The organism is Flammeovirga sp. MY04, assembly GCF_001682195.2.
Lineage (GTDB): Bacteria > Bacteroidota > Bacteroidia > Cytophagales > Flammeovirgaceae > Flammeovirga > Flammeovirga yaeyamensis.
Window position 1 is genome coordinate 2,798,428 of sequence record NZ_CP003560.2, and the last position, 26,172, is coordinate 2,824,599.

Below are 26,172 nucleotides of genomic sequence, written 5' to 3' on the forward strand. Positions count from 1 at the left end.
TAAAAGAAAACGTTATCTTATTCCTATTTAAGCGATGATTCAATATCGTTTGATTCAGTAAGATATTGAGTTGAAACGACATAAACAAAAGGAAAAATTACACTTAATAGGGTGTTAGGGTAGTTTTTAGTTTATTTTTATTCATCAGATATTTTGAGTGGGAGAATTATTATCACTGGTTTTCATCAAATAATAAGAGCATTTGACTGATTACCTGATCGACTATACCTTCCTCATTTTCAGCAGTTATCTCCCATTCTCCTATCAGCTTGTCTTCAGAAATTAAACGATAGTTTAACTTGATTCCTTTTTTACTTACTTTATATCGTCCTTTTAATTCGTATACATCTGTTCCTTCTGCTCCTTTTTGATAATAAAACGGGTACTCTTCATCGTTTATAATGATCTTCTCTACAAACTTCTTTTCTATCTCCTTTTGATCTATCCACGTCTTCTCTTCCTCGAAATTTATATCAGCTATTCTATTTTTTTGAAGAGATAGCATGATCTTTTTTCGATCATCAGTAGCCAATTCTCCTATGTAAAAACTACCTGCTCCTCTTGGCATTCTGTATTCGGGTTGTTGCTCGCCTTGCATATCGTCGGCCAATTCGGGCACTTTGTCAATCGCATAGGTAAATAGGTTTTGAACATCCACAAATTTCCCTTCGTTTAGGGCACCGAATTTCATGTAATCCAAGAGTGAATACGTAAGCAGTCCATGTTTTAAAATAGACGACTCGTAGCTTACTTTATCTGCTGATGCTCCCGACAGCATAAACATACCCGTTCGAGAGCGGATTTTCTCTAAAGCACGCTTTTTCAACCCCTCCTCGTTATCGTCTCTAGAAACAATCTGATTTGTCGAAAAAGAACCGGCATGACAAGCATCAATCACAAACACTTGCTTGCTAATTGGAATTTCTTTAATCCACTCCATCAGTTCGGATCCATTAATAGAGTAATTTGTTCTGATATGTTGATCTTTGATATCGGAGTTCACCATATCTTTCGTGAGGAAATAAAAGTCTTTCCCTCCATTTTCATTATCTCCAACTGTTCCATGTCCAGCCAAGAAGACAAACAAAACATCTGATGAATTCGCCTTATTGGATACTTTTTTAAATGCTTTTCTAATGTTCTCCTTTGATGGCAGGTTATCTTCCACATCAGACGATATCAATTGGATATCTGTATTTTGAATGCCAAATAGATTTTCTGATCCATCTTGAATTACTTCTGCTACAGCTTGAGCGTCTTTAGATGCATATCTTAAATCAAGTAATCGTCCCCTATAATTTGATACCCCAACAACAATAGCATATAAAGTTGGTGGCACTTCCAATTCGACATCTTTCCCTTTGTATTGTAGCTTCAGTCCCCTTCCCGACAAGGTATTTTCTTGGTTTGTGGCAATCACAGAGATTTCATTATTCTTACCATCCATCAAATTACCTTCGAGCATCGAAATGGGTACCTTATAATACTCCTTATTATCTTTTTGTTCTATGGTGGCAACATCTTTCAGGTCATGAATCACTTCCTTATTATTAATAAAAAGTGATACTGTGCCTACTCCCCCTCCTCTATCATTAAGATGAATCCATAGGGTTTTATCTTTTTGCTCCACCTCAGCATCAGGATATAGTTTTAAATCGCTTAACGATGGTACCTTTCTTAATTCTTGTCTTTCGATAAGTTCCTGTCCCAAGCCGGGCTCCCAATACATATCTTTTAATTGATCAAAATCGATAGTTTCGTTACCGTAGACATAATAGATATTTTCCATATTCAGATCGCCTACATCAAAAAGTCCGGTAGCATGTTTGAGTACCCAATCACCATCATCGGTCACAATCAGTTTACCCATAGGTTCTTCTTGATACACATCCATTAAATCTAAACTCATGTCTCTTCTTACCGTAAAGAAAACATCTTGCTTTTCGAAGGGCAATAAAGTCACCATTGGAATCGAAGTGAAGTCAAATTGATTGACTTGTTTTTCCAAGGAATCGTTCATCAATACAATCTCTCCTGACAGCTTACCAATGAGCCAAAGGTCTGATTTATTAAGGTAACTGATAGTTTGGATAGGTGCATCTGTTTCTACTTTTTTAATCAGTTTAAAAGTGACAGCATCAAAAAGAAACAAATGATGTTTTCCCCCAACTAATAGCAGTCCGTCGGTTTCATTAAATGATAAATCTTGTAATTGTACATCACTAATAAAATCAGAAAACACTACTTTGTTTACTCTAAAGTCATAGATTTTCAGAGAACGGTCGCTACTTATACTTGATATAAAACGTCCACTATTAGATACGCAAACTTCAATTATATCTCTATTATGATCATATAGTTTTCTTAGGTTCTGAGTGATATCGTTGAATAAGTACACTCCTCCATCATCTCCTCCAATACAATCATGATTATTAAGAGGAACATTCTTCATTGATTTTACTATAAAATTGAGCTTAGTAGTATGCAGGTTTTGACCTCTTTTGTTCCATATTTTTAATAAGCTATCTGTTCCAGCGGTGGTATGTGTTTGCTTCACTGTATTATATGATAATGCATTGATGCTTCCTTCGTGGGCTTGAAACACGATTGATGTTGTATTTACCTTAGGACGCCAGATTTGAATTTTTCCGTTTGATAAACCAATGGACACTTCTGAAGAGTTGGGATCCAATAAGGCACACTTTGGATAACTTGCTTGAGGCTTCCAATTGACTTCGACAAACGATTTTCTGTTTTTATGTAAAGACCATAATGAGAAACTACCGTCACGATGTGTAAAAGCAGCAAATCGTCGGTCTTTAGTAAACTTCATTAAAAGCATATCCTCCTTAATCCCAACAGGTTGTTCTTCTATAATCCCATTATTTACTTGATAGAAATACACCTTATCTGTTTGTGTTTTCACAGATAGAATCTTAAAATAAGGAGCATATACAATATCAATAAAAGGGGTTCCATCTGGTGAATTTAAGGTACAGACTACTTTCTGATTATTTGCATCCCATACTTTAATAGTTTTGTCCCATGAAGCAGAAATAACTAAGGAATCTTCTGGTATAAAGTCGATTTCAGAAACCCAATCGTCATGTAATTTTTCTTCTATCGTTGGTCGGTCATATCCTCTCCATAATCCGACCGTACCATTCATATAACCAGCACCTAACCACTTCATTTCTCTGTTATAATTTATGGATGAGAAATTGCCGAAATTGGCTTTGACTTCCAGCCCATCAGGTGTAGATTTAATTTTTTGCCAATCGAAACGATAGATCATGCCTCCTTTATTTATAAAAAGCAGGTATCCCTGAACAAATCGCATTTCGACAATATCGTAATCCAACGAATCGTATTGATAAAGAAGTTTTCTATCTTCTAAGCTCCATACTTTTACAGACCGGTCTTTACCTGCAGTAGCCAGGTATTTATTATCGTTCGAAAAACAAAGCGTAGACACTCCATATTCATGTGGAAAAATGGTATCAAGTAGTCTTTTTTCGTCTGTGTTCCATAGTTTTAAAGAGCCATCTTCACCCACTGTAGCCAATAATTTAGCATCATCAGAAATGGCCATTTCGATGACCTCTCCCACATGACCTTGAGATAGTGTTAGGTGTATTTGCTGACTGAATACATTGACTGAAAAGCACAGTAGTAGAAAAAGCGTATGTGCAATACTTTTGAGCATCAAGTAAGATCTTATTAAGAATAAAAAATAGATCGAGTGATTTTGATTGTGAATATCAAATACTCTTTTAAAGATAATGCTTTAATTTAATTATCGGAGGAGTAGAATGTATCAATTTACAATCGACATGTTGATTTAAAGATGAACAATATCCATCAATTAATTAAGAAATACGTTAAATGTGCACTGAATAAGGTTCGATATTCTTTATAACTTTTATATTTGTTATACTCTATCAAAATTAATAAAGGAAAAGAAAAAAATATATGTCGAAGAGGAGCTCTATAAGGAATAGAATTTTTACTGAAGAGGAACAAGCGTTTCAGAAAGAACGGTTTGATAAGATTATTCAGTCTTTTGTAAAGTTGATAGAGACTTATGCCAAATTATTTAGTATTGAGTTAAAAACTGGGTTATCGGGCATGTTGGCTTTATTGGCCATCTTTACTGTTCTATTGACCTTTATGACTTTAGCTTTCTGCTTTTTTGCTTTGGCTTTTGCCCTTTTTGTAAATTATATCTTCTCCTGGCCTCCTTTTGCAGGATTCAGTATAGTAGGTGTTTTCTGCTTGGTGATATTTGGTGTAATTATCGCCAATACGGGTCGCATTCGTCAACAGTTCTTGATTTTGATTGATCAGGCTATTGACCATATCAATGAAGAAAATCAAGTGTAGATTATGAGTGAAACTACAGATAATAAACCGAAAGTCTCTGCCAACGAAGTTAGAGAGCGATTAAAAGCTGAAAAAATTCAGTTAAAAGAAGAGACTAAAAAATATAAAGAAGACTTAGTTAACGTAGCCACAGATACGGTCACAGATGTTAGAAGTGATGTAAAGAAAATGATGGTCTACGGCGCTGCTTTAGTCGCTGCCTATAGTCTTACACAATGGGGATTTAAGGTCCACAATAAACGTAGTCAGAAAAAGTTTTTGAAGAAACTGGCGAAGGAAAACAAAAATACGGGTCAACTTCCACTATCAGAAAGTAAAAATTCCAAGATCCCTTCCTTTGGAAAAATGCTTAGAGATGAGGCAACTACGTTCTTAATTGGAGTAGCGAAGGAAGAACTTATGAATTATTTAGAAACTCGAAAAGAAACTCGAAAGAAAAAAAGGGTTTGATTTTCAATAACTTAAGCTTTCTTAAGTATGCTTGCATAATATAATACCGGTCTTTTGACCAATAATATTTGCACAAATAAATTTTGTTGTATTTCTTTGCAACTCAATTGGTCAACTAAAAGTTATTAAGATGTCCGAAATTGCAGAAAAAGTAAAACAAATTATCGTTGATAAGTTAGGTGTTGAGGAGTCAGATGTTACTCCTGAGGCTAGCTTCACAAACGACTTAGGTGCAGACTCACTTGACACTGTTGAGTTAATCATGGAATTCGAAAAAGAATTCAACACTTCAATTCCTGATGATAAAGCAGAAAGCATCACAACTGTAGGTCACGCGATCGCATACCTTGAGGACAACGTAAACTAATAAGTTTACACTCCCTTTAAATAAGCGAATCAAACGCTAGCGAACCTGATAGAGCAAGCGCCTCAACAAAAGGATGCTAAATCTGTCAGGTTTGTTTTATTTTTGGATATTCCAAAAGACAAATTTCTATGAAACCTAGAAGAGTTGTTATTACCGGTATTGGTGCGATTACACCACTTGGTAATAGTGTCGAAGAATACTGGAATAATCTAGAGAAAGGTGTTAGCGGTGCTGCACCTATCACTAAATTCGACGCTTCAAAATTCAAAACACAATTTGCATGCGAAGTGAAAGGCTTCGATGCTAAGGAGTATATTGACAGAAAAGAATTGCGTAAAATGGACTTGGTAAGCCAATATGGTGTTGCTGTAGCCAAACAAGCAATTGATGATTCTAATTTAGATCTTGAATCTGTTGATAGAAACCGCTTTGGCGTAATTTGGGGTTCTGGTATTGGTGGACTTAAGTCTTTCCAAGACGAGGTAACTACATTTGCCAACGGAGACGGTACTCCAAGATTTAACCCTTTTTTCATTCCTAAGATGATCCCTGATTTAATTCCTGGACATATTTCTATGACTTGGGGATTAAAAGGACCAAACTTCACAACTGTATCAGCTTGTGCATCGGCAACAAACGCCATGGTAGATGCATTCAACTATATCCGTTTTGGTATTTCTGACCTATTCGTAACAGGTGGTTCAGAGGCAGCGGTTTGCGAAGCTGGTATCGGTGGTTTTAATGCTTTAAGAGCATTATCTACTAGAAACGATTCTCCGTCATCTGCTTCTAGACCTTTTGATGCCACTAGAGATGGTTTTGTACTTGGCGAAGGTGCTGGTGCATTCATCTTTGAAGAATATGAGCATGCAAAAGCTAGAGGTGCTAAAATCTATGCTGAAGTAATTGGTGGTGGTATGACTGCAGATGCTTACCATATGACGGCTCCACACCCAGAAGGAGAAGGATCTAGCCGTGTTATGGCAGAAGCAATTAAAGATGCAGGCATTACGCCAGAAGATGTAGATTACATCAACGTTCACGGTACTTCTACACCACTTGGTGATATTGGTGAAGTGAATGCTATCAAAAAAGTATTTGGCGAGTCTGCTTACAATGTAAGTATCTCATCTACAAAATCTATGACAGGTCACTTATTAGGTGCTGCTGGAGCTGTAGAAGCCTTAGCTTGTTTAATGTCTATTGAAAGAGGTGTTATTCCTCCGACAATCAACTTCGAAACTCCAGATGAAAATCTTGATTCGAAATTGGATTGTACATTCAATGAGGCTAAGAAACGTGATGTGAATATTGCATTATCAAACACATTCGGATTTGGTGGTCATAACTTCTCTGTGATTTTCAAGAAAGTTACAGACTAATCAAAAAAGAAACTTCAAACCCGTTAGTTTTCTACTAACGGGTTTTTTTATTTCTTAATTTGAGTGTTGTCATAAAGGGTTTAAATGAATAGCGTATACGATTATTTATACTATCCTACTATCAGTTAAAAAGATTTTGCTAAAAACTTTGCAATAATTTTAATTATTTTTCACATTTTTGGTAAATCTAGAATTCGATAGTAATAATTTACATCCAATTCAGATGAACATAATTTCATCCTCGGTTTTTTTCGAGACTTATACTACACCTTTTTTATGTTTTTAGGAAAACTCTTAAAACGATGGGTGTCCTCTTATAATGATCAGGAGAAAGAATTGGCAAGAGTGGTTCGACAGATCACTGGCAGAAAACCGTTCAACATTAAGCTTTATCATTTAGCAATGCAACATACTTCTGTTGCTTTCGAAAGTGGAGCGATAAAAGGATTTAAAGAATCCAATGAACGTCTAGAGTATCTTGGTGATGCCGTACTTGGTTCGGTGGTTGCTGAATATTTATTTAAAAGATACCCCTATAAAGACGAAGGTTTTCTAACAGAAATTCGATCACGTATTGTAAACAGAGAATCATTAAACCGTTTAGCTGTAAAAATCGGTTTAAGTCAGATGGTGGCTTTCGAAGGAAGGAAAAATTCGGCCTTAAGTCACAAATCGATCTATGGAGATGCAATGGAAGCTTTTATTGGTGCCATTTATCTAGATAGAGGTTTTCATTTCACAAGACGTTTCATCATTCATAAGCTCCTAATGAGACATTATGATATTGAGGAAATTATCGAAACCACTACCAATTTTAAAAGTCTTATTATTGAGTGGGCACAGAAAAACAGTAAAGCTGTAGAGTTTACTGTATCAAAGCAAGGTGGTAAAGACGGTAAGCAGTTTAAAGTAAATCTTCTTATTGATGGTGATGTCCAAGCAGAAGGTGCTGGATATAGTAAGAAGAAAGCAGAACAAGATGCTGCCCGTAAAACTTGCGAAAATCTAACTCTAATATAGAGTTCATCACCCAAAAAGGCCCTCTTAGAACGAATATTCTAAGAGGGTTTTTTATTTTGCTATAATTTTTGCTAGCTTGATTATTAACCTGAGTTCATAGATAAATATTTCCACAAAAAATGATGTTTATCGTCGAACCATGGTTATTAAGTAAAAATGAAATATTACTTTTTCAACATTACTTTAACAATATATTTTAGGAATCCATCGATAATGGTAGACACACATGAGCACTAAACGCTTATATTATTTCTTATTTTTTATTAGTCTTACTACACTAACTTCATGTCAGTGGGGAAAACAATATACCTACGCCACTAGACAAGATCGGTTAACTGAGGTGGAGAAAAGGGAAGCAGCGGCTTTGGGAATCTCAAGCACTACACCTTCCAACCAACAAGAGTCTTCGGATGAACTTCCTACCATGACTACTACAGAAGAAGGAGTAAAGAATATTTCGGCTGCCGGAAAAGCAAAGACAGCTTTAAAAACTGCTTGGTCTTATAAAGGGGTGAAATACAAAATTGGTGGAACCACTAAAAAAGGAATGGACTGTAGCGGTTTGATGTTGGTATCTTGGCAGTCGGCCAACATACAATTACCAAGAACCTCCCAAGAACAATCTAAAACAGGAAAATATGTCGCTTTCGCTAGTCTAAAGCCTGGTGATCTCGTTTTCTTTACTGGGCCAGGATCAAACTATATCAAACATGTAGGGATGATTTCTAAAATAGAAAACGGAAGAAAATATTTTATTCATGCAAGCACAAGTAAAGGAGTGAGAGAGGATGAAATATCAGATATATATTGGAAAAAATATTATAAACTCGGCAGAAGAGTACATTAACATATACATCATGAAAACAACAACGACTATTATCCTACTGTTAGGACTAACTTCTTTTATCTCTTGTGATTCATCTAATGAATCACAATCAAATAATGAGGAACAAGAAGCAACTATAACCATCAAAAAAGAAGAAGTTAAAAAATCTTCTACTACAACAACTTCTACATCAGAAAAAACACAGAACGACAAAGCTGAAACAGCAGTAGAAATGGCTCGTTCTTTAGTAGGTACTCCGTATAAAAGTGCTGGAACATCAAAAAATGGAATTGATGCTAGTGCACTTACAATGCTATCTTGGGAAGCTGCAGGTGTAAAATTAGCTCGTATATCTCAAGAACAAGCTAGACAAGGTAAAAAGGTAGCAACAGAAGATGCTCAACCTGGTGACTTGGTTTTCTTTTCTACTCAAAAGGGAAGCAGCCGTGTGAGCAACTGTGGAATTATTACTAAGAAAACTGCACAAGGATTTAACTTCATCTATACTTCTTCTAAAGACGGTGTGAAGGAAACTGCATTCTCTCCTTACTGGAAAGATAGATTGGTGGTGATTAAGAGAGTGGGATAATAGGTAGCAGGTAGCAGGTAGCAGGTAGCAGGTAGCAGGTAGCAGGTAGCAAAGTTAACGCTCGTTATTAACTAAGAAACTAAGGAACTGAAGAACTAAGGAGGCATTACTCTTTGATGAGAGAGAGGTGGTGAAACCCCTCGAAGTAATGTCAAAAAGTTCTCGTTTTCCTTATAGTCTTTTTTTATTTAACACCTCTTCATCTACTCATCCTCTACAGCGAGGGGTGTAACCCCTCGGTATACAAACCATAAGGTTAAAGTCAGCACAAACAAATAGCAGAGAGTAAACCTGACGCTCATTTTTTGCTAAAAAATAAGACAAATTAACCGGTTAGAATTCATTTTGTTCAAATTTAAAACTATTATTGTGTAGAAAGGAAGACAAACTATGGCAGAAAACAATAATAATTACGACGAGAGCAGTATTAAGTCACTGGATCCTCGTGAACATATTCGACTTCGCCCAGGTATGTATATCGGTAAATTAGGAGACGGTTCTGCTCCTGATGACGGTATCTATGTCTTGGTGAAAGAAGTAGTAGATAACAGTATTGACGAACACATGATGGGCTTCGGTAAACAGATTGATGTTACCGTTGAGGATGGTTCGGTGTTGGTAAAAGATTACGGTCGTGGTATCCCTTTGGGGAAAGTGGTTGACTGTGTATCTAAGATCAACACGGGTGCCAAATACGATTCTAATGCGTTCCAAAAATCTGTGGGTCTTAATGGTGTTGGTACAAAGGCTGTAAATGCACTTTCTAATTTCTTTAGGGTTTCTTCTGTAAGAAATGGAGAAAAGAAGGTGGCTGAGTTTGAAGCAGGTCAGATTACAAATGACTTACCAATTGCTAAGTCCAATGAGAAAAATGGTACAACCATTTACTTTAAGCCGGATAATACCATTTTTAAGAATTATAGGTTCCTTCCAGACTATCTTGATGATTTATTCTGGAACTATGCTTACCTAAACTCTGGTTTAACTTTAAAGCTAAATCAGAAAAGCTACCTGTCTAAAAATGGTCTTAAAGACTTATTAGAAAGAAAAACCAACGCGGAGCAAATCAGATACCCTATCATTCACTTTAGAGGTGAGGATATCGAATTTGCATTTACTCACGCGAATCAATATGGAGAGAACTACCACTCTTTTGTAAACGGTCAGAATACCACTCAAGGCGGTACTCACCTTTCTGCATTTAGAGAGGCGATCGTAAAAACAGTGCGTGATTTCTTCGGAAAAAACTTTGATGCTGCAGATATTAGAGCATCAATTGTAGCGGCTGTAGCAGTAAGAGTACAAGAACCTGTTTTCGAATCTCAAACGAAAACAAAATTAGGTTCTACTCATATTGGTCCTGATGGCCCTACCCTTCGTACTTTTGTAAACGATTTCGTAAGCAAAGTCTTAGACGATTTCTTACACAAAAACACTGAGGTAGCTCAAGCTTTATTAAAGCGTATCCAACAATCTGAAAGAGAGAGAAAGGAGATCGCTGGTGTAAAGAAAATTGCTAACGAAAGAGCGAAGAAAGCCAATCTTCATAACAAGAAATTAAGAGATTGTCGTCTTCACTTTAACGATAAGAAAGGTGAGGAAGAGTCGAAAAGAAATACCACTTTATTCATTACCGAGGGTGATTCTGCATCGGGTAGTATCACTAAATCTCGTAATGTTCAGAGTCAGGCAGTATTTAGTTTGAGAGGTAAGCCATTAAACTCTTTCGGCTTAACGAAGAAGGTCGTTTATGAAAACGAAGAATTCAACCTCCTCCAACATGCCTTGAACATTGAGGACGGAATTGATGGATTAAGATACAATAGAATCGTTATCGCTACCGATGCCGATGTCGATGGTATGCACATCCGCCTATTGATCTTAACATTCTTCCTACAGTTCTTCCCGGATCTTGTAGAAAAAGGACATATCTATATCTTGGAAACTCCTCTATTTAGAGTAAGAAACAAGAAGAAAACGATTTACTGTTACTCTGAAGAAGAGAAACAAAAAGCAGTGGGTGAATTAGGCAGTAAGCCAGAAATCACTCGATTTAAGGGATTGGGTGAGATTTCTCCTGACGAATTCGGTGGTTTTATTGGTGATGATATCCGTCTTGATCCTGTGATCTTAAGTGAGGACAGTAATATCAAAGATTTACTGTCGTACTACATGGGTAAAAATACAATGGATCGTCAGAAATTCATTATCAACAACCTTAGAGTAGAGAAAGACGAAGTAGAGGCAGAAGTGTAATCTATTTCTATTTGATATACATTGAGGCAACAATATTCGTATTGTTGCCTTTTTTATTTGACTTTGTTTTTCATTTAAGGTCTACAAAAAACGCCAAGTCGAAGGGTATCTAAATGGAATTTGGTAATTTTAGGTTATGAAGAAGATTGAATTTATTCTAAAAGCTAAAGAAGAGGGCAAACGATTCCTTGCAGATGCAAGATGGTCTAAAGAAGGTAAACTACCTTTGGTTTTATTTATCCATGGTTTTAAAGGTTTTAAAGATTGGGGAGCATTTGATATGATTGCCGATCAATTTGCTGATGCCGGTTATTGCTGCATCAAAATGAACTTTCATAGTAATGGTACTACTTTAGACATGCCTTTTGAAGTGGTGGACAAAGAAGCTTTTGCACAGAATAACTTTTCAAAAGAATTAGATGATATCGGTGTGATGATCGATTGGTTGCACTCAGAAGAGTGTCCTTTGAAACATATCGACTTAGATAAAATCAATATTATCGGCCACAGCCGTGGCGGAGGTGTTGTGCTATTAAAAGCCGCTGAAGATAGTCGCATTAAGAAAGTAGCTACCTTAGCTTCTATTCCAAGAGTAGATAGTTTCAATGAGGAAACGATGAAGGAGTGGAAAGAAAATGGTGTAACTTATGTTTTAAACGGTAGAACACAAGAACAATTGCCATTGTATTATCAAGTAGCGGAAGATTATTACGCCAATGAGGGACGTTTAGATATTGCCTTAAACATCAAAAAGCTAGATATTCCAGTGATGTGTATACATGGTGATGAAGACGAGACAGTACCTCTTCAATCATTACATTATTTAAAACAGCTTCAACCGAATATCAAAGATATAGTTATAAAAGGAGGATCTCATACATTCAACACCAAGCATCCTTGGGAGGAGCAACAATTATCACCAGAGATGCAAGAGGCAATTAATCATGTATTAGATCACTTTGGGGAGTAGAGATTATGGAAGATGCATACCTTACCTTAAAAGGTACAAGTGAAGGTCTATTTAAAGATAAAGGAAGTAAGTTTATCGCTTTAGCACATCATGTGACAACAGAAGAGAAAGCGAAAGAGATTGCGAAAGCTTACAGAAAAGAATATTATGATGCTCGACATTGGTGTTATGCCTATATCTTAGGTCCTGATAAAGCCAAGTATAGAGCTAACGACGATGGGGAACCTTCTGGATCGGCAGGTTTACCAATCTTAGGGCAAATTAGGTCGATGAACCTCACGGATACTTTAGTGGTGGTGGTTCGTTATTTTGGCGGCACTAAATTAGGTGTCCCTGGCTTGATTAATGCCTATAAAACATCGGCTGCAGAAGCATTGCAGCTCGCCGAAATTGAAGAAAAATTCGTTCAACGCAACATTAAAATCACATTTGCTTATCCACAAATGAACGATGTGATGAAAGTGGCGAAGAAATTTGATCTCGATTTTGGTCAACAATTTTTTGATGAATTATGTCATATTGAATTCTTGGTGAGAGAAAGCCTTTATCCTCAAGTAAAAGAACTACTTGAAGATATCGATGACTTGATATTCCAAGAAAAAGAAGATTAACATGAATACTAAGCTATCCTATTTCAAAGCTGCTTCTTTAAGCATGAAGCATTACTATAATGCCCTTGTTTATATCAATAAAAATGGGTTGAGGAAATACTATTTGTATACTTCCATATTTGCAATCATCCTCTTTACACTCATTTTTTGTGCAAGTTTGTATTTAGGAAACACGACAATTGATGCCATTTCGAACTTCAATTTTATGCAAGAATGGAAGGCATCAATTACTAGCTTAGAACCCGCAACCATAGACAGTATTATGTATTGGGTACTCTTCCTTTTTGTAGGTCTACCTATTATGATTACAGGTATCTTTGTTTACCCAGTAATTTTAAGTGCGTTTACAGTACCCATTCAAGATACACTGACTCAAAAAGTTTTAAAGATCTCTTACCACCAAGAAGTGGATGATCGTTTCGATATCAAACGAATGTCTTCCCTATTTTTTAAAGTAAGTATTCCCAATGCCTTAAAAAGTTTGTGCTATTCATTGATCCTCTTACCACTTACCTTTATTCCAGTGATTGGAATTGTTTTTATGGCGATTTCTATAGCAATCAATAGTTATTATCTTGGTTTTGGGATAATGGACAACTATTTTGAATATTGGAATATCGATGTCGATAAAAGTAAACAGTACATACAACGTAATAAAAAGATGTCGACCTCTATTGGATTGGGGGGTGGTCTATTGGCTATGATTCCTATATTGGGAGGTATTATCGCTCCAATTACAAGTGTAGTTGCTGGAGGATTAATGATGAAAGAACTTAAAGTTTATGAGCATTTTGAAGAAATATAATCAATTATTTATCGTACTCTTTTGTAGCATTCTTTCGTCTTGTGGCATTTTTGATCAAGAAGACGATGATCAAGATAATGGCATTGAAATTTTCGAAAACGTATACACTGTAGATCTTGAGTACATTATTAAAGAACCTGAATCGTCTGATTTAAAAAGAATAGAATTTTTCTATAACGATGAGTTCTTTAGATTTTCCGATATTATTCAATATGATCAAGAAGATAACATAAGAATTTTAGTACTTGATTATGTAGACAATTCATTAACCTTTGAATCAATAAAAGTATTAGATGGAGATGCCAATGAACTTCATCAATATTTATTCAGCTACTCAGGAAATACGACTACAATTACCAAGGACGGAATTGATTATCTAAACATTCAAAATTCTGAGCAAGTTGCCCTGCCTTATAGAATTCAAAACTTCAAGGAAGGGAAAACTTATTTTTATACCTATGAAGAGGGTACCCTGAAAGGAGTGAAAACATACAATACTATTCTAGAAAATGAATTATTCAGTTCTTCACTTAATACTACTTTCGAATACTTAGAATTTGGAAATTCGATGATCTACGGAACGACTAACTTCACTCAATTCCTCACTTTAGACAATATTGAAGACTATAAACTGACAAAACATTTAGTCACCGATCTCACTAAACCTACTTTGAATACCAATTTCTTTGTGGCATCAGATTCTACAAGAATCACCTACAGAAGTATTTTTAATGAGGAAAAGTATCCAATAAATATCTCTATGATCAATTATGATAAAGAATTAAATCCTACCCAACAGATAGTTCATATCATATCGTACGATCCTTTACTGTCTCCTTATTAATCTGAGTTCTGCGAAAAATTTCACTATGTTTATACTAAAGACATTAGAATTAATTTTCTGAGGTCTTCTTTAACCAAGGTATCTTTGTCGAAGCAAATACCATAATCTTTATTGATATCCAATACGCTAATAAGCCTACTAACCACCCACCGATAATATCACCAACAAAGTGAACACCTACTGCTATTCGACTATAAGAATACACAATAGTCCATAAAAATAATAAGACAGCCCAAGGGAAACGTTTCTTCCAAGCGTTATAGAAGAATAGAGCTATCGCCATAGAAGTAGAAGCGTGAGAGGACACAAAACCATAAGCCCCACCTTTATAGCCATGCAACGTATGCACTAAATGCTCTATGACAGGATCATGTGAAGGTCGTGGTCTCTGAATTAATTTTTTAATGATTTGAGAAGCAATCGCATCCGCCAATCCAATAGCTATTCCTAAACCTATCAAAGTGATCAATGTATTTTTCCATCCAAATTTGATGTACGAAAACATCAACAAGAAGACATATAACGGCCAAGAATTTACCGGTGTAGTCAGCCACCAGAAAAAACTATCTGATGCCGGATTATGCATCCCGTTAAAAAATAAAAATAATGATCTCTCCCACTCAAACGGCTCCATAATCTCTTCTTAGTTTGTCAAATGATGATGTTTTTCGAACGGATCTGGGAAAGGATAATTTCCTTTATATCCGCGTAAACGATATAGGTAAGCATAACGCATCAAGTTGCCACCACGAGTCACTTCCACTCGATCGACCTCTTCAATTTTATCAAAATATTTTCCGAAGACTTGGTTTACATCTCTACCCCAGTTAGTCACATTTACAAAATAGACATCCTCACCTACTTGTAAACCTCCACGGTCGTTATTAATCCAAGCATATTTATGAATCTGATCCCAATTCCCCATCATTATCAAAGGATGGCCATTCGGATGGGCAATATAAAAATCGATATGTGTACCTGGGAACCATTCAAAAGCTACAAATTTTGCATTTTCTTTCATGTTTCCATCAGCTACATCTTTAGCGATAATAGGCTTTAATTTCTTGTTGATCTGTCGCCAACCATACATATCTTGAGTAAAATCATACTCCCCAAAAATTTCTGGTTTACTCAAATCTGTTTTTCCTAATTGCAATGGACTAAAGTTGATCAACCAGAAAGCAATGGCTAACACAACCGATAAGAAAACAGTTGAACCCACAATACGTCTTGGTTTCCATAATCTTGATACATTTTTCGCTTTAGCATCAATAAGTTTTTCTCTCCAATATACCGCTGCTATAATGATAAGCGGCAAGTATGCAGGACCCGTCCAATGAGGTAATGTTCTTCTAAACAAAGCAAATGATGTAAACACCAATAAAAGAGGGAGTCCGTTATACAACAAAACTTGTAACTCTTTCTTTTCCATCACTTTTCTGCCCTTAAAAATACCGACTAAAGCAGCAATAATTAAGTACCAGTTCCAAGGGTTATTGTACGCAATTTGTCCACCTACTTCTGTAAAGAAATAGTCTAAACGAAGTTCCAATGCAGGAGTTACCCTTTCTGTATGGAAAGTAAAACTGATGAAGTCGTTGCTGTAATTCCAATAGATTACAGGGAACATACAAGCTACAGCAATAGCACCCGCTGCCCAAATACTCCAATCTTTTAACCAACGTCTATCTGATAGTAACACATACAATGCTACTCCGATGCCAATAAATCCACCATGGTATTTTGATAATCCCGCAAGACCTATCATTAAACCACCTAAAAGAAGATTTTTTCTACTCTTGGCATTTATTTCTCTAGGTAAAGCGTCCATTAAGAAATAAATACTCAACATCCAAAATAAGGTCTGAGGAGTATCTGGGATAATAAATATACCTGCTAGAATAGAGGCATAAATAGAAGAAGTATATAAAAATGCAGCGTATAAACCTGCAATATGATCTTTAATTTTCGAGGCTATTCTATAAATCAAGAAAGTATTGATTCCAGCAAACACCACTCCACCTAATCGCATAAAAAACTCATACGGTAAAGTTAAGTTTAGAGTAAATAGCTGAATCACCCATCCTACCATTGGCGGATGATCAAAATGACTTAATGCAGGATATAAAGCGTAGGTCCAGTAATATACCTCGTCATTACTGAACTCCATCCATCCACCGATAAATGCTCTAACAATCGAACTAATTACAATTAGTCGAAGCACAATTTTAGTGGCTCTATTTTCCGTAATACTTTTAGTTTCCATGCTGCAAATCTACTTATTCTAAAATAATGTCGATTACTTTTTATAAAAAATAACGGATTATTGATTTAAATCGTGGGGTTCATTAGTAAGTATCATCAAAGAATTACCGAAATAAATCAAATTTTACTGAATTAGTCGAAAAAATGCTTATCATGGAGCATAACGATATTATGGTTATTCCTAAGGCATTAGATAATTTCCAAAATTGAAGTCGGTGAGGTTGTATGAGAATCCGGTGTATGATATGAAGGAAAAGGAGGTGTTGTAGAAAGTTTTTAAAGCAGTAATTTAGTTAGTGAGAAATCATTAGTAGTATGGTTTTACACTTTGTAAAGTGCTTTCTAGAGACATGTTTTAGAAAGCACTTTACAAAATTTTAGTCTTTTATAAATGTTTTAGTAAAACGTTTGTTGTTGTTCGATACCCCAATTATATAGACCCCTTTAGGGAAGTGGTCTAATGTTATTGACGTTTGATGACCAATTACACCTTCAAACAAAGTTCTTCCATGTATGTCGTATATTGTACAATCCACTTCGTTACCAAAGAGTTGCTGTACATTTAATGTTGAACTTGTTGGATTTGGATAGATGCTCCACTGATTCTCCCAAAGGTCTTCTGAAGATGTTGGTCCTCCTTCCCTTTCTAGCGGAATACTAATCGCAGAGAAGATCTCCATACTTTCGTAATGTTGTAACAACAATTGAAGATTAAATTCTTTGTTGATACCGCTTGGAAGATCTGTTAAATCCACTTGTAAGCTTCCACTATTATCTGAAGCGATCATAGGTGTGATATAACCAATGACTTGATCAAAATCTCTTTGCATCAAATTCATAGGATTACATGCACCAATAGTTTCTTGTGCATCTCCGAAAGTAAATACCCAAAGCAATTCATCCATTTTACTGAATAAGGTATCAGCTATGGTATAATCAATAGTTAATTGATCTTCAGTGTGCGTCCAATCAACAGTAACAGGTTCATCCTTAAGTACTGATTTACGAATTGCATCGTAAATTGGTGTACTCATTTCTTGGATGCTTGTTCCTTCAATCAGTTCTCCATCGATCGCTACAGAATAAGGTCCTGTCTCATCGTTAATGGAATTAAGACCGTACCATAATCTTCTCGCTTCCGTGGTTTCTGCTCCTCTATCGTATATAGGATCAGTACACGTTTCACTTCTTTCTAGATAATAGTTATGGATAAAATCCGGATCGTTTCCATTGACCACTTCCAAGATTTCGTACATCTTAGACAAAATATCCTGATGACCAGTATTATTGGCTTGTAAATACGATTCGATAACCACATTTCGCGATCGATTACGGATCTTCATTCTTTCAAAACCAAAGGAATCTGTGCTTCCTTCTCCATGAGCGAATACAAAACGGAACATTACTTTTTCTAGGTCACCGTTCATATCTAATGCAGCATCTAAAGGAATTCTACCTTCTACTGCTCCTAATGCCCCAGCCCATGCCAAGCCATCGTTATTGGTATTTAGATCGTTATTGTATAGACCGTAAGTATTGTACCAATTCCATATTCCTTCTGGAGTTCCTACCGTTTTCCAAGTTCCAGCATATCCTTGTTTTACTTGCAAGAACACTCCGTTTCTTTCGGAGGTGTTGGCAATGTAATCTAGTTCGATCATTGGGCGGTCCATGGAAGATAGATCGTATACAGGGGATGAAATAGTGGCTAAACCTCTAGCGACAGTGTCAGCTAATTGCCATTGTTTATTTTCAACTTCCCATGGTGTTTTAGTACCGCCTAGTACGTCTTTTATAAAGACGCTATTTCCATCTACTTGAAGTAAACTTGCCTTCCAATTATCTTCTTCAATGAAAGATATATTGATTTCATCTTCAGCAGTATTTACATTTTTCAAAACAGGGATACTAAAAATTTCTTGCAGTTCACAAGTACCTGTTTCTGTAGCCGCCGTTAAAATAAATTTCACTGAATCATCATCAAAGGTATTTGATAAGTTAAAAGTAAATTTACCATTTGAAGTAGAAACTATGCTATTACCTATGGTTACATTTGACTGATTTGGTCCAAGCGATAACGTATAAGTTCTATTATTAAATTCTGATAAACCTACACTTATGATTCTTGAACTCCCTGTCTCAGGAAGAGTCATTTGTAAACTGGTTGTAATTTCTGGTTCATAAATCGTTTTGAAGTTTTTGTACCCTAAGAAAAGAGTATCATCATTTACTTTTCTATATAAACCAATTACAAAATCATTAAACCTATTTTCTGGATCATCGTGAATGTTACTTGGATATAATGTATATGAATAATAATCTGTATCAGACCTTACTAATGCTTCTTCATTTTTAATTCTAATTGAATCTCCATTTTCTAAGCGATACAAGTTTAATCCTAGTGTAGTTCCATTACTATCTGCCTCCTCAAAAACGTTGTTTATACTAAATTCTCCTATTTCTTCTGAATTACTACAGTAATAATCCTCAAATTTATCATCCAATATTGATTTTTGAGTGATTTTAAATTCGACTGTATCTTCAGATTTACCACCGTTTATATCTAAAGCTAGTACTCTTACATCTACTTTTCGTGTATCAATATCATCAGTAGACTTACCGTCTCTCCACATATTAATTGGTGAGATCAAATTATCCACTTCCGTTTTTGGATTATATTCAAAATCACTTACATCTGTGTTATCATCGATGTTCGTTTTCAGTTCGAAATTTTTACCTGAATACCCAAATAAGAGCCATTCATTTCGTAAAATGACGTCTTTTACATCTGATACATAAACTGCTCTATCAGGATTGTTAGGACTACTACCTAAAACGTTACTAGTTCTATAAACAAGATTTAATTGTCCTAAATATTTACTAGGAAACTTTTCTGATATAGAGTCGTAAGGAATTTTAATATAAGCTTCATTTACATTATACAAATCTTTATTTTCTAATCTAAATAATGGCTTTCCACTAATTCCATTTTGATATACAATAATGGAATCTGCTCTAAATGAATTTTCTAATGTTGAAATGTGAACTACCAAAGTATCTTCAGCAGGTATTTCTTGTACATACCATTTATTAAAAGGATTATAAGGATAGGAAATACTAAAATTCGCAGGGTTTTCAAATTTGATTTCAGGTAAGCAGTCGCCCATCCCGCTAAATACTACTTCACCGGCAGTAATTCCTCAATTTTATTGATCGGCTGATCATCTATTTTTTCTAGCGTTGATTTTAGCCATTCAAAAGGTTCAATGTCGTTCATTTTGGCTGTTGCAAAAAAGGCATAGAACATGGCAGCTTGTTTTGCTCCTTCTTCATTTCCTGCAAACATGTAATTTTTTCGACCAATAGCAAGTGGACGAATTTTATTTTCTATGGGGTTGTTATCAATCAAAAGTTTACCGTTAGTTAAGTACATTCGGAGTCCTTTTTCTCTATTGAGAAGATAATGTATTGCTTTTCCTAACTGAGATTTAGGTAAGACGGTTAGCTTTTTTGCCCACTCAAAAAGTGTATTGATTACTGGAAGAGCATACTTTTGCCTTTGCTGATAGATGATTTTTGGATTAGATTCTTCTTTCAGTGATTTTTCCAGTTCGTAGAGCTGGCCAATAAGGTTCACCGCCTCCAATGCCCTTTTATCTCCACCTTTATGTGCTTCAAAAAAGTATCGACGTGCGTGGGCCCAACAATTGAGCTGTGTAATTGTTGTTGTCTGATCAAAATAATCGTAAGCTTTATAGCCATCGGTTTGAGCATAACCTGAAAAATTATGCAGATGTTCTTTTAAATATTTCCGATCTCGACCGCTTGCATAATGAATCGATAATAATTTGGCTTTAGGATCAAGGTAATACCACATATATCCTTGGTGTGGTTTTCCTTTTTTACCTGTTCCCATCACCTTTATGGTCGATTCATCGATTTGAAGGTAGTTACTTTGCTGTATTTTTTGAGTGAGTGTGTCGTATAAAATACTCAGTTTATCCGCCGTTCTTTTTTGTAAGTCTATGAGCGTTGTATTTTTAGATAAACACCTTGTCTTTCAAATTGCTTGATAAAACGATGGATGGGGATATGATCGATAAATTTACTCACGACCATCTGTGCGGCTAAACTTGCCGATGTACTTGACTTAGGAAATGGTAGATCTGATGGTAAATTTGCTTGACTAAACTCGCTGTTCTCTTGATGTGTATCACGAACGTAACGAGGGCGAATAATTCTACGAACGAATAAGCGGGCAGGCTCGCATTCGAGTACTTCCGTGACATCTTCACCCACTTTATGCCATCCATCCAAATCATGATCAGGTTCAATCACTTCTTCTACACGTTCCAGATGCTCTGGTAAAGCTGTTCGTACAGGCTTTTTCTTTTTGCGTTTGTGAGCAGGAACGGTAATCTCCTGAGAAGGCTCCGTTTTCTGCTCTTTGTCTTGAGCGAAAATAGAGAGCTGATTATCGGGTATATCCGCTTGTTTTCGTTTCTCTGATTTAGAACCGTAAAGCATACTTTGAAGCATTGACAACTGTGTCTTCAGTTGTGCATTTTCTTGTTCTAAATTCGCTATTTTATCATCCTTACTCACCTTACAAAAGTAGCGATTTTAATACTAAAAACGTACTTTTTGACCTCTTTTTTCTAAAGAAATACCTTCAATTATCATCATAATTTCTGTCGAAGATAAAGAGATGTTTTTCTGTTTGTCGAACCCTTTCGGAAGCTCAAACCGACCTTTTTCCAAACGTTTATAATACAATGAAAAACCGCCTTTTTCAAACCGAAGCAGTTTCAATTTATCTTTACTTCGATTAATAAAAACGAAAATATCTCCATTAGTCACATCCAGTTCCATTAAAGAAATAACGATATTACTCAACCCATTAAATCCTTTTCGCATATCTGTAAATTTACTGTACAGGTAAATACGATCTGTATTACGAAGAGATAACATTAGAAAAAATGAATTGCTTCTTTTAATAGTTCTCGATCTGAAAGATGGAGTTTTACTCCATTGGGATATTCGAGAGTAACGGTCTTAACGGTCTGTTCAACCTTCTTCGGTACTTTGACAGGGATGAAACTCCCCTTAGCTGGATTTGTATTTTCTTTACGTTGTTTTACTACCCAATAATGAAAAGTGGATAGCTTAATTGAATGAAGTTGACAATAAGCTTTTTGTTGTAAACCACTAATTTTCCATGATGCTATATGAGCATACATTTCTGCTTTTTTTGACATAATATCTACGTTTTAATGATGACGTAAAATTAAGTCAGGAATTTGAGGCATAATAGATGGGGATGGGCGACTGCTTACGATTTCAGGGCCTATTATATTTTCCTCTGATACAACATTCCCAGATCCATCTTCGATGACTAAATCATAATTAAGCGTTGTACCACTTGTAAACTTTTCGTCTATTGGTAAATCGAATTTAAAAACACCATTATCTTCTGTAAAAACAATATTACCTATATCCTCATTTGTTCCTAGCACTCTGATTTTAATATTATTTTTTAATGAAGATGCAACATATGGAACCTCAATTGTCACTATTCCATTTTTCAATTCTTCGTTAGTACTTACCTCAATACCTTCTTGTATATATTTGATACCTGCTTTTGAAATTGATGGTGCAAAAGAAGAAAAATAATATTTTGTTTTTTCTATTAAAGGAATATCCTGTGTGTTACCCGCCTGATCTTCAGCGTAAACATTATTTATAGTAAAATAGGTTACCTTTTTAGCACTTACTCCATCATATAAACCTGACAAATTAAATGAAAAATATAATTCATTACTATTATTAGCCCCTTTTGTAAAAGAAGTTAAAGGAATAGATACCGGTGTTTTTCCACCATCTTCATCAAAAATATCAATAGACAAATTGGTTCCTGTCTTTTTTAAATCATATTCATCAATAGTAACCTTAATTGTTGAATAAAAATCATCCATGTCCTTTTCTGTTATCGGAGTTTGTACCCAGGTTGTAACTAATGGTACAGAAGGATCTAAAGGATCTGTTGGCCCAGATAAAAATTCAGGTTCTTCAATGTCAATTAAAGAAACAAAAGAAGGATTACTAGGTGGTGTATTATCGTAATAGTGTAATGAAGAATATACAGCTTTATTATCTAAATTTGAATTATCATACAATGTAACTATTGCATTAAGTCTTTCACCTTCATTCAATGTTTTAATATCTTCAATTACATCAGAAGTAAACTGAAAATTAAAGTTATTATTTGCAGTAAATTCTAATGGAAAAGTTCCCAAAAACTGTCCTGATGAATTATAAATAATTATTTCAGAAAAATCTTCATTTACAACAACGGAGTTATCTTTAGATTGATAACTATAATGAAGTGTCTCGTTTAATTTAATATAACCATCAAAAGGTGTTTGTGTTATCTTAAAATCTGACTTATTTAAAGTAGATGTACCTTCAAAAGTTGTAATATTTGTTCCATAATCAATAACATCAAAAGTATATTCTAAATTTGTTAAACCTTCGAAAAAACTACCGTTTGTATTTGGTGCTCTAAAAGTAATTTCTTTTTGCTTTCGACCATCTTCATCATCTTTATCTACGATTTCAACAGCTGTGATTGTTTTATTGAATGTATTAGATTCAGAACTTGTAAAATTCATTGAAAAAGAACTTTCATCTGTATAATCTAAATTAGATTCTAATACTTTGAACTTATATTCAACATAATTAGAAGTTATATCTTGATTATGGTTATCACCAATAATTGATATATCTGGAGCTAAATTATCAAAAGATAGATAAGGTCGATGATTATCATGTGTAGGTTGTAAAATGGTATAATTATCTACGTTATCAACAGTATATCGTAACACCAAACCAAATTGAATTCTACCTTCAAATAAATCAACATTATCTGCAATTAATTCAGCCTTAGATTTAAATATCTTACCATCAATTTTAACTACATATGTATTCCCAGATTTATGAGAAATACTTTTTATTATTTTTTGATCTCTTAATTGTTGAATTTCAGTATTAGCATAATTAACATATGTAATATTACCCAGATGGTCATCCAATATTATAATGTTACTATTTAATGCTGAATTTGTTGAGAATTCAATTTCTATATCACCATCAGCTGTAAATACTTTATGTACATCATTAATTATATAAGGTTTTGTAATTAAATGTGTACCCGAAAAAGATTGTGCATTTATTTTAAATGTACAAACAAAAACAACTATGTGTATGAATAAACATCTCTTTATTAATTGTTGTAACATAATGAGTTTTAATTACATTCAGAAATCACATCGTTTTTAACATTGAGATCAGTTTTAACTTCATCTATATCACCAACATCCATTAAACACACATTAGTTAATTCAACCCAATCTTGATAATTTGCAGCATCCTTATCAATAATAAAAAGAAGGGCGGTATTCGTTTGGTTTCCTCTAATTATAACATTCTCCAAAGTTAATGAAGCTAATTCTTCAGAAATTGCTTTTCTAATTGCCACATCTGTATTTATAAACTCAGTATTTTTAATATTAACATTGTTATCATCAGAATTTTCCATATATAATCCATGATTTGTATTTTCAATTACACAATTTTCAATATTAATAGAAAAATTTTCATAAAGTTTAGAATGTGCATTATCGATACCTTTTCTTGCATTTTTAAAATTACAATTAAATATATTATAATCACCGCTCGATATCCAGATTAAAGCCCATAACTCGCCACTATTAATACCATCAAAATCAAATCCATCTATTACTCTTAGTGTTTTTACTTTACTGAGATCTGCAATATTAAATAACATAATAAAATCAAGTAAAGATCTATTTTCAGAAAAATTACGATCTTCTAATTTTTCATACATATTTGAACTAAAACCACCATAAAAATTAAGATGAGCAGAATTTGAACTTACTTGTTCTGCTTCACTATACTCTCCCTTCTTAACCAAAATATCAATTGTATTATCTTCACCTTCAATCGCCGCCTCAGTAGTTTCTACAGCTGTTTTGATACTCGTAAACGCATTCTCCCAACTACTACCATCTCCAGACCCAGTCGCCGCAACATCAACAAATACACAACCATGTAAATCATCTAATGTTTTTACCTCAGTCGCTACTTCCTCTGATTCTTCTGAAACAATTTTTACAGCTGCTTTGATATCGTATGCAACACCAATATCCAATCCATGTCCTACCGCTACTAAAGTAGTTTCGTCTTTCATTTCTGCATCCATCCAAGTGTATGCATCGTCTGCATCAGTTGCTTTTTTGTAGTAGAAACCAAGTGCAAGATCGTCGTTAGGTTCGATATCAGAAGTGAATGTCCCTTCCATGTATAAACCACCTTGATTATTACTTACATCCTTAGTACTAACGGAAAATGTATACGTTTTAAAATCTTGTTCTGATTCAGAAAGCACTTCATCACCGTACTTTACTGTTATTTTCGAAGAGTAGTTTGTTGCCATGTCTAAGCCAGGAACCACAATTTCTAATTCTTCAACGTCTGTATCGTATTCATTCGTTACTGTTTTTACAACAATCTCTCCTGAAAGTACTTCTGTAACAATGGCAATTTTGGTATTTTCTAAAATTCCTTCTAAAGCACCGTTTATTCTGAATGAAGTAAATCCTCCATCAGCAGCGAAATTTGTTTTTACTTCTTGAGTGCTCACTTTCTTTTTTCCTGTAGTGACTACGTCTTCTCCGCGTATCACAGAAAAATCGAATTGGTATTCTTTTCCAGAAGTTAGTTGATCAACTTCTAAAGTATACTCCTGATTTTGTAAATCAGTAAATGTCTTTTCTGAAACCACTTCTTCTCCATCGTATAAAACGAATTTCGCAGAAGCCTCTAATGAATCTTCATAATTGGCGATACTACCTATTAACTCCAAAGAGGTATAACCAATCGTTGGATCTGAAGCAGATACTGTTACGCCGTCCATCCCATTTACAGGATCATCACCACCGTTAATTTCTTCCTCTGACTTATCGCATGATGTTGTCAGTAATAACAAGTAACCTAGTATGGCAACTAGCGTAGTTAGTTTGTTTTTCATCTTTGTAAAAATATATTTCAGTTTTAGCGAATCGATTGAGTACTTAACGCTATTTAAAAAATTAATGTCGTATTACGAAAAAAAGTATTTTGGTTTTATTTCGCAGTTCGAATGTAATATTTAATCAAATTATTAAATAAATACAGATCACATTTTTTTATTTATTAGCTCATTTTATTTGCAGTTCACAATAGAATCTACAAATAGTTCAATTTTAATGTCTTTTGATAATTGATTTTCAATATTCTATAAATAGGTGAAATTTATACAAGCTATAACGCAAATAGCATTATTG

At 34.8% G+C, this 26,172-nt stretch carries 21 protein-coding genes and 1 pseudogene; 12 read left to right on the forward strand and 10 right to left on the reverse strand.

From position 1 onward, the window contains the following. Positions 1-172: 172 nt before the first annotated feature. Entirely contained in the window at positions 173-3,706 is a 3,534-nt protein-coding gene (locus MY04_RS11335; protein WP_084005847.1) for a caspase family protein, read from the reverse strand. Between the two features lie 266 nt (positions 3,707-3,972). Between MY04_RS11335 and MY04_RS11340 the strand changes: the two genes are divergently transcribed. From MY04_RS11340 to MY04_RS11395, 12 genes are all read left to right on the forward strand, one after another. Continuing rightward, positions 3,973-4,383 (forward strand): phage holin family protein, encoded by a 411-nt coding sequence (locus MY04_RS11340; protein WP_066209769.1) that lies wholly within the window; start codon positions 3,973-3,975, stop codon positions 4,381-4,383. Positions 4,384-4,386: 3 nt separating this feature from the next. Beyond that, positions 4,387-4,833, forward strand: a complete 447-nt coding sequence (locus MY04_RS11345; RefSeq protein WP_066209770.1) for a hypothetical protein — start codon at positions 4,387-4,389, stop codon at positions 4,831-4,833. Between the two features lie 130 nt (positions 4,834-4,963). Then, positions 4,964-5,200 (forward strand): acyl carrier protein, encoded by a 237-nt coding sequence (locus MY04_RS11350; RefSeq protein WP_066209772.1) that lies wholly within the window; start codon positions 4,964-4,966, stop codon positions 5,198-5,200. Positions 5,201-5,328: 128 nt separating this feature from the next. Continuing rightward, a complete protein-coding gene (gene fabF / locus MY04_RS11355) occupies positions 5,329-6,582 on the forward strand; it encodes a beta-ketoacyl-ACP synthase II (protein ID WP_066209774.1) in 1,254 nt (417 codons plus the stop codon). 276 nt (positions 6,583-6,858) lie between these two features. Beyond that, complete coding sequence (gene rnc / locus MY04_RS11360; protein ID WP_066209776.1) at positions 6,859-7,602, forward strand: ribonuclease III; 744 nt, start codon at positions 6,859-6,861, stop codon at positions 7,600-7,602. Positions 7,603-7,828: 226 nt separating this feature from the next. Then, on the forward strand, positions 7,829-8,449 hold the full coding sequence (locus MY04_RS11365) for a C40 family peptidase (protein WP_084005848.1): 621 nt from the start codon (positions 7,829-7,831) through the stop codon (positions 8,447-8,449). A gap of 10 nt (positions 8,450-8,459) precedes the next feature. Next, positions 8,460-9,017 (forward strand): C40 family peptidase, encoded by a 558-nt coding sequence (locus MY04_RS11370; protein ID WP_066209779.1) that lies wholly within the window; start codon positions 8,460-8,462, stop codon positions 9,015-9,017. 390 nt (positions 9,018-9,407) lie between these two features. Further along, entirely contained in the window at positions 9,408-11,273 is a 1,866-nt protein-coding gene (locus MY04_RS11375; RefSeq protein ID WP_066209780.1) for a DNA topoisomerase IV subunit B, read from the forward strand. A 136-nt stretch (positions 11,274-11,409) separates the two neighbouring features. After that, on the forward strand, positions 11,410-12,243 hold the full coding sequence (locus MY04_RS11380; RefSeq protein WP_066209782.1) for an alpha/beta hydrolase family protein: 834 nt from the start codon (positions 11,410-11,412) through the stop codon (positions 12,241-12,243). Positions 12,244-12,248: 5 nt separating this feature from the next. After that, entirely contained in the window at positions 12,249-12,854 is a 606-nt protein-coding gene (locus tag MY04_RS11385) for an IMPACT family protein (protein ID WP_084005850.1), read from the forward strand. A 1-nt stretch (position 12,855) separates the two neighbouring features. Continuing rightward, entirely contained in the window at positions 12,856-13,659 is an 804-nt protein-coding gene (locus MY04_RS11390; protein WP_066209786.1) for an EI24 domain-containing protein, read from the forward strand. Beyond that, positions 13,637-14,503: a hypothetical protein gene (locus MY04_RS11395; protein ID WP_066209788.1), complete on the forward strand. Its 867-nt coding sequence runs from the start codon at positions 13,637-13,639 to the stop codon at positions 14,501-14,503. The genes MY04_RS11390 and MY04_RS11395 overlap by 23 nt, the downstream gene beginning before the upstream one ends. A gap of 49 nt (positions 14,504-14,552) precedes the next feature. Here MY04_RS11395 and MY04_RS11400 read toward each other — a convergent pair whose 3' ends face one another. From MY04_RS11400 to MY04_RS11440, 9 genes and pseudogenes are all read right to left on the reverse strand, one after another. After that, complete coding sequence (locus MY04_RS11400) at positions 14,553-15,137, reverse strand: phosphatase PAP2 family protein (RefSeq protein ID WP_084005851.1); 585 nt, start codon at positions 15,135-15,137, stop codon at positions 14,553-14,555. 9 nt (positions 15,138-15,146) lie between these two features. Continuing rightward, the gene (locus MY04_RS11405; RefSeq protein ID WP_066209790.1) at positions 15,147-16,769 is read right to left on the reverse strand and encodes an ArnT family glycosyltransferase; all 1,623 of its coding nucleotides are present in this window, start codon (positions 16,767-16,769) and stop codon (positions 15,147-15,149) included. A 376-nt stretch (positions 16,770-17,145) separates the two neighbouring features. Continuing rightward, positions 17,146-19,935, reverse strand: a complete 2,790-nt coding sequence (locus MY04_RS11410) for a T9SS type A sorting domain-containing protein (RefSeq protein ID WP_066209792.1) — start codon at positions 19,933-19,935, stop codon at positions 17,146-17,148. Positions 19,936-19,946: 11 nt separating this feature from the next. Next, positions 19,947-20,075, reverse strand: coding sequence for a transposase domain-containing protein (locus MY04_RS28325; protein ID WP_442899787.1), 129 nt, complete (start codon positions 20,073-20,075; stop codon positions 19,947-19,949). After that, positions 20,058-21,373, reverse strand: a pseudogene (tnpC, locus tag MY04_RS28330) (IS66 family transposase); the annotation flags it as partial. The pseudogene tnpC and the gene MY04_RS28325, both read right to left, overlap by 18 nt. Before the next feature lie 24 nt (positions 21,374-21,397). Further along, the gene (tnpB, locus tag MY04_RS11425; protein ID WP_066207003.1) at positions 21,398-21,739 is read right to left on the reverse strand and encodes an IS66 family insertion sequence element accessory protein TnpB; all 342 of its coding nucleotides are present in this window, start codon (positions 21,737-21,739) and stop codon (positions 21,398-21,400) included. Then, positions 21,739-22,026, reverse strand: coding sequence for an IS66 family insertion sequence element accessory protein TnpA (gene tnpA / locus MY04_RS11430; RefSeq protein ID WP_066207001.1), 288 nt, complete (start codon positions 22,024-22,026; stop codon positions 21,739-21,741). The genes tnpB and tnpA overlap by 1 nt, the downstream gene beginning before the upstream one ends. Positions 22,027-22,038: 12 nt before the next feature. Next, positions 22,039-24,066, reverse strand: coding sequence for a hypothetical protein (locus MY04_RS11435; RefSeq protein ID WP_066209797.1), 2,028 nt, complete (start codon positions 24,064-24,066; stop codon positions 22,039-22,041). Positions 24,067-24,074: 8 nt separating this feature from the next. Continuing rightward, on the reverse strand, positions 24,075-25,877 hold the full coding sequence (locus MY04_RS11440) for a hypothetical protein (RefSeq protein ID WP_066209799.1): 1,803 nt from the start codon (positions 25,875-25,877) through the stop codon (positions 24,075-24,077). Between the last annotated feature and the right edge of the window lie 295 nt (positions 25,878-26,172).